Below are 10,647 nucleotides of genomic sequence, written 5' to 3' on the forward strand. Positions count from 1 at the left end.
CAAATGAAATTAGCGATATTTTAGATAGAAAAGAAAGAAAATATTCAGGACATATTGCACCAGCAAAAGGATTATTTTTAGAAGAAGTTAATTATTAAAAACTATTAAGATAATTAGCTTAATATATTTATAAATTAAAAGAGTCATATAAGTTTTAAACTTATATGACTATTTTAATTATTTTTATATAGGCATATACAGTAAACTATAGTATGCCTTCATTTTTCAATATATCTTCAATCTCATCAACTTTTTTAGAAAGAATATAAAAACTCTCTTTTAATAAACCTTTTGGAAGAGGAGTTTTTTTTATAGTTTTCTCTAAAGCATCTACAGTGTTTAGTGCATCATCAATGCCCTTCTGTACTAATTTTAGATTGTCTTCTTTCATTTTTCATTCTCCTTTAACTTATGTTATTTTTTTAGGACACTTAAATCCTAACATTAGTAATTACTAATTTCAAGTTGTGAAAGCCTTTTATTTTATAAAAACTCATAAAACTAACTTTTTTTATTCTTATAAACCTTATCTTTAACCTCTTTCAAAATAGAATCCAGACCTTTAAACTTTAAACCCGGAAAGGCGTTTATAAGCCTTGAATAATCAGGAGACTTTTTAATAACCAAAGAATCATATTTTATTTTCAATTCTTTCATAATATTTTCAATGTCAGATTTTTTCTTACTCATTTTTATTTCAGCAGTCTCTATTAACAGCTCTAATCTAACTTTCAATTCAAATACATTTTTAGTATTATCCAAATTTAATTTAAAATCTGAAAGTTTATCAATTATCTCGAAATATGCTGTATTTAATTGGGCTAACAGCAACTTTAATTTCAATACAGTATTTACAGTAATTATAAAATCAATGAAAAAATATAGAATCGTAATATACGAAAGTATTATGCCTAACCTAGAAGGTATTAAATTCACTAAATATACTATATAGGGATGAATTACCTTCAAAATAAATATGGAAACAAATCCCCAAATTATAGAAAATGATAAGCAAATCCTTCCATGAAGATTGTATGGCTTATCACTATAATCCCACCAAGTACTATTAAATGCAGTTTCTAGAATATAGCCTGTTATATATTCAATAACTGAGGTTAAAAATATAGAACCTAAAAAAAGAAAAATATAATTGGTTTCGATAGGTTTCAGCAAAACAATTATTGACAAAGTACCAAAACCATAAATAGGGCAGAAGGGACCATGGAGGAAGCCTCTGTTAACGAATTCTTTTTTCTTAACTGAAGCGTATACTGTTTCAAGACACCAGCCCATAAAGGAATAAATGATAAAATAATAAAAAAGCTTAAATAAGCTAGAGTTTAATAAAACCGTATTAATCATATTGTAGCTCCTTTTTTAGTTTTTGGGTACATTAAGCAAAAGAATAATAACACAAAAATTATTCTTTTTATTTTATATGAATTAATAATATATTAGTTTGTGCAATTATATAGAAATTACTACATATATATTAATATTATAGCATTATTGGTTATGATTATATCATATAGGGTGGTAATTATAGTACCGAGGGTAATAATTAATTCAAGTTATAGGAGGAACATATATGATAAATATCATTTGGTTTCTAATTTTATCATTAGGAATAATTATTGGAATTATTACAGGAAAAGGAGAAATTTTATCCAAAGCAGTTGTTTCATCAACAACTGGTGCTGTTGAACTCGTAATGGGACTTGTTGGAATGATGTGTCTTTGGTGTGGAATAATGAAAATTGCTGAAAAGAGTGGACTAACTGATAAATTGGCAATGGTACTTAGGCCAATATTAAAACTCATTTTTAAAGAGGCTGGAAAAAACCAGAAAGCAATGTCCAGCATTACCATGAATTTAACAGCAAATATGATGGGACTCTCTAATGCAGCCACACCCTTTGGCATAAAAGCTATGGAAGAGATGAATAAGATTAATAATGAAAAGGACACAGCTAGTAATGATATGGCTTTATTTTTAGTCTTAAATGCAGCCTGCATTCAGCTTCTACCTACAACAGTTATATCTATAAGAGCTGCTTATAATTCGCAAAGTCCAGCAATTATTGTACTTCCCGCGATAATTGCAACAGGTACTGCTGCAGTCTTAGGGGTAGTTTATTGTAAAATTTTACAGAGGTACTTTTAATGAATTAATATTTAAATAATAATACTTAAATTTATAGGGGTAGGTGGAATAGGGTGATCGTAGGTAATTTAGTATCTTACATTTTAAAGGGGATAATTCCAATTATTATTGCGTTTGTAGTAATATACGGAGTTATTAAGAAAGTAAAGGTATATGAGTGTTTTGTTGAAGGAGCAAAGGATGGAATAACTATTTGTCTGAAAATTTTTCCATACCTTTTGGCTATGATTATAGCTGTTAATGTATTTAGAGCTTCTGGAGCTTTAGACTTTTTTATTTATTTAGTAAAACCAGTTGTTGTGTTTATTGGACTCCCACCAGAGGTTGTTCCTTTGGTTTTAATAAAACCACTTTCTGGAAGTGGAGCACTTGGAGTATTTACTGATATTATAAAACAATATGGAGCAGATAGTTACATAGGAAATGTGGCATCTATAATAATGGGCTCAACAGAAACCATTTTTTATACATTGACAGTATATTTTGGAGCAGTAAACATAAAAAATATTAGACATACGCTAGTGGCAGCAATACTAGCAGATATTACAGCAATTATAATGGCGGTTAATTTGGCTAAAATTTTCTTCTAATAACATTTGAGAATCATGAGCAATGACCTAATAACATGAAATATATAGCATATATTGTAAACAAAAGAAAAAGTATGATATTATAATTATACTTAAATAAAATAAGCTAGGTTACACTTAATAAGTGTTATATACTGTAGAAGAATACAAGGAGGTCCCAATATGATTGAGATTAATAGTGTAAATAAGAGCTACAATGGCAAGAACAAAGCTGTAGATAATATAAGTCTAACAATAAGAGATGGAGAAATATTTGGGTTTTTAGGCCCAAATGGAGCAGGCAAAACTACTACCATAAAAATGATTACTGGAATATTAAGTGCTGATAGCGGTGAAATTACTATCAATAGCATTGATATAGAAAAAAATGATTTAAAGGCTAAAAAGCAATTTGGATTTGTGCCAGATAATCCAGACATGTTCTTAAGACTTAAGGGCTTTGAATATTTAAACTTTATGGCAGATATTTATGATGTGCCGAGTATTCTTAGAAAAGAAAGAGTTGAAGCCTTGGCAAATAGATTTGAAATGAATAATGCACTATCAGACCAAATTCAAAGTTATTCTCATGGTATGAGACAAAAAATAATTATCATGGGCGCACTTGTTCACGATCCAGAGGTTTGGATTTTAGATGAACCAATGACGGGCCTTGATCCTAAATCTTCATATGTTTTGAAAGAAATGATGAGAGAACATGCAAATAGTGGTAAAAGTGTATTCTTCTCGACTCATGTCCTAGAAGTAGCTGAAAAACTATGTGACAGGGTTGCTGTTATAAACAAGGGTAAAATATTGTTTTGTGGAACACTAGACGAGCTAAGGGAGCATTTTAAAGACGGTGGGTCCCTTGAAAAGATCTTCTTGGAGATGACTGAAAATGAGTAAATTTATTGCATTAACTAAGGTATTATTAAAAACAGGAACACATTCCTCTAGTAATAAGAATAAAAAGAAAAAGATTAAAGGTATCTTTTTAGGACTATTTTTAATGTTAGCTTTCACACCTATGGTAATAGAGTTTGGAAAGTTTATATCTATGGCGTATGATGGGTTACATTCGATTGGGCAAGAAGCAGTTATATTGGGATTTGGATTATCTGTTGTGAGTGTTGTTATTTTCTTCTTTGGTATCTTTTATGCCATGAGCATATTTTATTTTTCTATGGATGTAGAAAATTTACTGCCACTACCGTTTAAACCATGGCATATTATGGGCGCTAAATTTGCTGTAGTATTAATTTATGAATATCTCACAGAAATTATATTTTTTGCGCCTACGCTAATTGCTTATGGTATAAAGTGTAGTGGAGGTATAGTATATTATACTTATGGAGTTATCATATTCGTGATTTTACCTATAGTTCCGTTAGTAATGGCATCTGTAATTAATATGATTATAATGAGGTTTACGAGTATTGCAAAAAACAAGGATAGGTTTAGAATAGTAGGTGGAATTATAGCTATGTGTTTTGGCGTAGGAACCAATATATATATTCAAAGGTTCTCGCAAGATGTAAGTCAATCAGAAATTACTGAAATGCTTACAAAAGGAAATAACTCGTTGGTAGATTTGGCAACAAAGATATTCCCCAGCACTAAGATAGCTGTAAATAGTCTTACTAATACTGCTAATATTCAGGGCTTTATCAATTTGATTTTATTTGTAGTAATAGCAATAGCTGCATTAATAATATTTATAATATTAGGTGAAGCATTGTATTTTAAAGGCGTTATGGGAGTGTCTGAAACGACCTCAAATAGGAAAATTCTTAGTAATATTGATCTTATTAAGAATACAAAACAAAAATCTTCCAGAGTGGTATATGTACTAAAAGAATTAAAGCTTTTATTTAGGACACCAATTTATTTTATTAATTGTGTGCTTATGAATTTTTTGTGGCCAGTATTTTTACTTATACCGATTCTTGTACAAAAGGGCGGTGCGGTACAGCTTGAGAAGTTAACTAAGTATTTACAAGATGGGAGAAATACCGGAATGGCATTAGGTGTTTTTTTCGCATTTATGGTTTTTACATCTTGCAGTAATGCGATTTCATCTACAGCAATATCACGAGAAGGTAAAAATCTATTTATATTAAAATATATACCTATGAAATATAAAGAGCAACTTATGGCAAAGGTATTATCAGCAGTTGTTTTAGGAATATCTGGTATGATTATGGTAAGTATAATTGGTATAATATTACTTAAGCTACCATTAGAGTTAGTTTTATTATTTATTATAGTGGGTAGCGCAGGAATATTATTTACATCTTTTATAGGGATATTTATTGATTTGAATTTCCCAAAGCTTCAGTGGGATACAGAACAGGAGGCTGTTAAACGGAACCTTAATGTGGTGATTGTTATGATTATTTGTATAGCTTTAGGGGGAGGTACTGTGTTTGTTATTATTCAATTTAAACTAGTTAAATGGATTGCATTCGCTTTAATAGTAGTATTATATGGAGGGTTAGATTTAGTACTATATTACCTACTAGGCACAAAAGGGGTAGAAATGCTAAAAAAAATAGAGCAATAAGTATAATTTTAGGGTTTTAGGTAAAAATATTGACATAGTAGGTTAATTGCAATATAATTATTATTAAATAAATGCAATGATGAGAAGAGTAATAAGTTAAGATGTTAAAAGCGAGCTGAAATGGGTGAAAATCAGTAGCATGGCGACTTATGAACATGGCCTTTAAGCAGATTATGCGAATAAAAAATTTAAAATATTATTTGTGAAAATATATTTATTGAATTTTTTAATAGGATAATACGGGAGCAACCGTTATATTGACAGGTGATGATGGTCACCTATTGAGATCTTTATAGTGATGTAAGGATGAATTAGAGTGGTAAAACGTTAAATACGTCTCTAAACAGAATTCTGATTCTGTTTAGAGATTTTTTTGTTTTCCATTAAATTACAATTAATGGTGATTATTATAAGTTAATAAAAGCATCCAGAAAAACAAGTTAGAGATAACTGACATATCTTATTCATTTTAGAATGAATAAAACTGAAAAATAAATAATTTAAATTTGAGAGGTAGGAAAAAAATTATGAATAAAAAAACTTTTTACATTACTACACCGATTTATTATCCATCAGCAAATTTACACATTGGTAATACCTATACAACAGTAGCGGCGGATGCGATTGCTAGATTTAAAAGACTTACAGGCTATGATGTAATGTTCTTAACAGGAACAGATGAGCATGGTCAAAAGCTTCAAAGAATAGCAGAAGAAAAAGGAGTTACTCCAAAACAATATGTAGATAAAATAGTAGCTGGAATACAAGAATTATGGGGAATAATGGATATAAGTTATGATAAGTTTATAAGAACTACGGATGATTATCATAAAAAAGCTGTTCAAAAGTTATTTAAGCAATTACATGATCAAGGTGATATATATAAAAGTGCATATGAAGGTTGGTACTGCACACCCTGTGAATCTTTCTGGACAGAAACTCAGGCAGTAGATGGAAAATGCCCTGATTGTGGAAGGCCTGTAGAGAAAGCGAAGGAAGAAGCATATTTCTTTAAAATGTCGAAATATGCTGATAGGCTTATAGAATACATTGAAAGTCATCCGGACTTTATTCAACCAGAATCAAGAAAAAATGAAATGTTAAATAACTTCCTAAGGCCAGGTCTTCAAGATTTATGTGTTTCAAGAACGACATTTAACTGGGGAATACCAGTAGAATTTGATCCAGGCCATGTTATATATGTGTGGGTAGATGCTCTATCAAACTATATAACGGCCCTTGGATATAATGGAGAAGATACGTCCCTTTATGAGAAATACTGGCCTGTGGATATACAGTTAATCGGTAAGGACATATTAAGATTCCATACAATTTATTGGCCTATTATGTTAATGGCATTAAACCAACCTCTACCCAAACAAGTATTTGGGCACGGATGGCTTCTTGTTGATGGTGGGGTAAGAATGGCTAAGTCTAGAGGGAATGTAGTAGATCCTGTGGTACTAGTTAATCACTTTGGAGTGGATGCGGTAAGATATTACTTACTACATGAAATACCATTTGGTTCTGATGGAATATTTACTAGTGAAATATTTATAAAGAAAACAAATTCAGACTTAGCTAATGATTTAGGAAATTTATTATCAAGAACGGTAACAATGATAGAAAAATATTTTGATGGAGCTATTCCAGCGCCTAAAGATATAGCTGATGTTGACAATGAGTTAATAGAACTTGCGCTTGCAGTGCCAGGTAAGGTAGAGATAGCTATAGAAAAGTTAAAGATTTCTGAAGCATTGGACCACGTTTGGGCACTTATTAGGCGTACCAATAAGTATATAGATGAAACGACCCCATGGATACTTGGAAAAGATGAATCACAAAAGGGAAGACTAGGTACAGTATTGTACAATCTAGTAGAATCACTAAGAATGACATCAATATTAATATCAGCATTCTTACCAACTACAAGCAAGAAAATAAATGATCAAATAAATGCTGATGTAACTACTTGGGATAGCTTAGCATCTTTTGATGGAACAAGTGCGGGAACAAAAGTTAATAAAGGAGATGTAATGTTTCCAAGAATAGATGTAGAAGCTAAAATAGAAGAGCTTGATAAACTTGTAGAAGAGCAAAGGAAAGCATCACAAAAACCTACTATGGAGCCTTTAAAAGAAGAAATTACTATAGAAGATTTTGAAAAAATAGATATGAGAGTGGTTAAAGTATTAGAATGCGTGCCCATGAAGAAATCTAAAAAACTCCTTAAGTTTAAAGTAGATTTAGGGGGAGAAATAAGGCAGGTAGTTTCGGGAATTGCTCAGAATTATAAACCGGAAGATTTAATTGGAAAGTATGTGGTACTGGTAGCCAATTTAAAGCCTATTACTTTAAGAGGGGAATTATCGCAGGGAATGATAATTTCAGCGTCGTCTCAGGACGATAGTAAGGTATTTACGGTATCGGTGCCTGGTGAGCTACCTACTGGAAGTACAGTAAATTAAAATTAATGACATTTCAGAAGATAATTAATAGCTTCAAAGAAGATAATTAATCTAAAAAGCATGAAGTCCTAGTTAATTAGACTTCATGCTTTTGTAGTTGAATCTGCCTTATTTAAAATAACATAGCCTATTGAATTTTAATAAAGATAGCTTTATAATTAGTTGTTGTAAATACTATGTAGTATTACAAGGGGCAAAACAATTGGCAATTGTTTTGTACTACGAAGAACCGTAAGGGGGAAAAAATAATATGAAATTTATTATAGGTTCCTTAATTGGAGCTATTATCGGGTACATAACCAATTGGTTAGCTATAAAAATGTTGTTTAGACCATATAAAGAGATTAGATTTTTTAAATTTAAAGTGCCATTTACTCCAGGTCTTATTCCCAAGGAAAAATCTAGAATCGCCAAAAGTGTAGGTGAGTCTATAGGGCAACATCTTTTGACTAAGGAAACAATTCTGAAGTCTTTATGCAGTGAAAGTATGAATCAACAATTAGATTCTTGGGTTAAAGATAAAGTATTAGATATAAAAAATAGTAAGAGCACTGTGGAAAATGAGATAAGTGATTTACTAGGTGATGAATATTTTGATTTTATAAAGGATACTAACAAAAATCTTTCTGAATTACTTATAAATTATATAAATGAAGATAATATAAAAAGCAGCATTGTTAAATATGTAAATGCACAAATAATGCTAGAACTGAGTGCTAAACCACAAGTTATCTGTGAAAGTGATTTATACAATTCAATAAAAAATAAAGTATTAAGCGTTGCTATTGAGTATAAGGATTCAGAGAGTTTTTATAAAGCAATTCAACAGATATTAAAAGAGAAGGTAAAAGAGCTAGTAGTTTTAGACAAAAATTTTGAGGATGTTATACCTACTGGGATAATAGACAATGTAAAAGTATATGTTTATGGGAAAAAATACAATATTGCCATGGAAATAAAGAAAACATTGAAAGAAGAAAAAAATAGCAAGAAATTGAGACAAATTGTAGGCGAAACAATAGCGACTAAACTAAGCCCGATGATTGCAATGTTTATGAATGCGGATAGTATTTATGAAAAAGTTGTAGTAGGGATAGATGAATTCTTAGATGATGAGAAAAATCATAATGACATAGCTTTAATAATTAATGATGTGATAGACAAATTGCTCAAGAATTCGATATCTAGTGTGCTTTCAGAACTTCCGAGTGAAGTACTTGACGATGCTATAGAACCTTTAATTAACTTGTTTACAGCAAAAATCACAGATGAAAAGTTTATTAGAAACACCATAGGCATGCTTGAGAATAAGTTTAATAATTACATATCTATTGAAGATCTACTTGAGAAAACAGGCATAGATTATAAAAATACAATAGAAGAACTTATAAAGGGTCGAGTAGAAGCTATGGCGGAAAGTAATTCTGTGAAAACAAAGATTGCAGAAATAGTTTCTGTAATGATTAATAGAGTAGTACATATAGAGATGAGCTCAATATTTAAAGGAAAGGGAGATAAAGTCCCCCAGGCTATTTCTAGAGTAGTTAAAGACCTATACAATAAATTTATAGAGAATAAGGCTTCTGATGTAATTGAAGTGTTAGATGTAGCAAAAATTGTTGAAGATAAAATTAATGAATTTGATGTAGCTTTTTCGGAGAAAATAATATTAGAAATTGCTAGGAAAGAGTTGAATGCTATAACCTGGCTCGGTGCACTACTCGGATCAATTATGGGTATATTAGCTCCTATATTGGGTTCACTTTAATGAATGATGATTTAAGGAGCATGAAAATAAATAGACTAGCATAATGACTTGTTATTTATTTGAATGTCTCTAATAAAGAAAGGATGGTGGAACTGTAATTAAACTTATAAAATTATGAGGCTTAATGCAGTATTAATTATGATATTTGATTCACATGCACATTATGATGATGATGCTTTTAATGAGGATAGAGATATAGTAATTCGAGGGTTGAATGGTAAAGGAGTAATAGGAGTCTTAAATTGCGGTGCATCACTGGATAGCTCAAGAATGTCAGTAGAATTATCTAATAAATATAATTTTATATATTCAGCAGTAGGTGTGCACCCTGAATATGCGGGTATTGTTAATGAGGAAGTTATTTGCGAACTAAAGAATTTAGCAAATTGTCCAAAGGTTAGAGCTATAGGAGAAATAGGATTAGATTATCATTATGAAGAAAACCCACATAGAGAAATTCAAAAGGCAGCATTTAGACTTCAAATGGAGCTGGCACGCGAACTTAAATTACCGGTGGTTATTCACGATAGAGATGCTCACATGGATACTCTAGATATATTAAAAGAATTCCCACAGGTGATAGGCACTATTCACTGCTTCTCTGGCAGTGTTGAATTTGCAAGGGAGTGTTTAAAATTAGGGTATTACATAGGGTTTACTGGAGTTATAACATTTAAAAATGCAAAAAAGACATTAGATGTTGCAAGAGTTGTACCAATGGATAGGATACTAGTAGAAACGGATTGTCCATATATGGCACCAACTCCCCATAGAGGAAAAAGAAATCAATCAGATTATATTCAGTACATAATAGAAAAAATATCAGAAGTTAAAGGTAAAACCATAGAAGAAATTGAAACTGCAACAATTTCCAATATAAAACAATTGTTAAAAGTTTACAAATAGCATATAATGATTATATTCTTTGTATATAGTAATCTTATAAACATGTATTGGTAATTAAAATTTAACGTTAAACATATAATTTAAATGGTAAAGAATATTTTTACTAAATTACCCTTAAGGCTGGGTTAACTAATTTATTTTAGAATTATAATTTAATATTATAATTGTATGCACAAAGATGCATTAACAGTCAAAACCAAGTGTAA

The 10,647-nt window shown here is 30.5% G+C and carries 9 protein-coding genes; 7 read left to right on the top strand and 2 right to left on the bottom strand.

The features are described 5' to 3' along the window. Positions 1 to 205: 205 nt before the first annotated feature. Complete coding sequence (locus JJE11_RS07670; RefSeq protein WP_291634225.1) at positions 206 to 391, bottom strand: hypothetical protein; 186 nt, start codon at positions 389 to 391, stop codon at positions 206 to 208. Positions 392 to 501: 110 nt separating this feature from the next. Then, positions 502 to 1,362 carry a putative ABC transporter permease gene (locus tag JJE11_RS07675; RefSeq protein WP_291634227.1) on the bottom strand — a complete coding sequence of 287 codons (861 nt, stop codon included), beginning with the start codon at positions 1,360 to 1,362 and terminating at the stop codon, positions 502 to 504. Between the two features lie 226 nt (positions 1,363 to 1,588). On the opposite strand from JJE11_RS07675, the gene JJE11_RS07680 reads away from it, so the two are divergent. The 7 genes from JJE11_RS07680 (at position 1,589) to JJE11_RS07710 (ending at position 10,441) form a co-directional block, all read left to right on the top strand. Then, entirely contained in the window at positions 1,589 to 2,164 is a 576-nt protein-coding gene (locus JJE11_RS07680) for a nucleoside recognition domain-containing protein (RefSeq protein ID WP_291634229.1), read from the top strand. 53 nt (positions 2,165 to 2,217) lie between these two features. Next, positions 2,218 to 2,754, top strand: a complete 537-nt coding sequence (locus JJE11_RS07685) for a spore maturation protein (protein ID WP_291634231.1) — start codon at positions 2,218 to 2,220, stop codon at positions 2,752 to 2,754. Between the two features lie 162 nt (positions 2,755 to 2,916). Further along, positions 2,917 to 3,642: an ABC transporter ATP-binding protein gene (locus tag JJE11_RS07690; RefSeq protein WP_291634233.1), complete on the top strand. Its 726-nt coding sequence runs from the start codon at positions 2,917 to 2,919 to the stop codon at positions 3,640 to 3,642. After that, on the top strand, positions 3,635 to 5,299 hold the full coding sequence (locus JJE11_RS07695) for a hypothetical protein (protein ID WP_291634235.1): 1,665 nt from the start codon (positions 3,635 to 3,637) through the stop codon (positions 5,297 to 5,299). The genes JJE11_RS07690 and JJE11_RS07695 overlap by 8 nt, the downstream gene beginning before the upstream one ends. Before the next feature lie 527 nt (positions 5,300 to 5,826). After that, positions 5,827 to 7,767, top strand: coding sequence for a methionine--tRNA ligase (gene metG / locus JJE11_RS07700; protein WP_291634237.1), 1,941 nt, complete (start codon positions 5,827 to 5,829; stop codon positions 7,765 to 7,767). A 250-nt stretch (positions 7,768 to 8,017) separates the two neighbouring features. Continuing rightward, positions 8,018 to 9,535 carry a DUF445 family protein gene (locus tag JJE11_RS07705; RefSeq protein ID WP_291634239.1) on the top strand — a complete coding sequence of 506 codons (1,518 nt, stop codon included), beginning with the start codon at positions 8,018 to 8,020 and terminating at the stop codon, positions 9,533 to 9,535. Positions 9,536 to 9,673: 138 nt separating this feature from the next. Next, a complete protein-coding gene (locus JJE11_RS07710; RefSeq protein WP_291634241.1) occupies positions 9,674 to 10,441 on the top strand; it encodes a TatD family hydrolase in 768 nt (255 codons plus the stop codon). Positions 10,442 to 10,647 lie beyond the last annotated feature (206 nt).

Origin of the sequence: Clostridium sp. (assembly GCF_016650095.1) — a bacterium.
GTDB lineage: Bacteria > Bacillota > Clostridia > Clostridiales > Clostridiaceae > Clostridium_AD.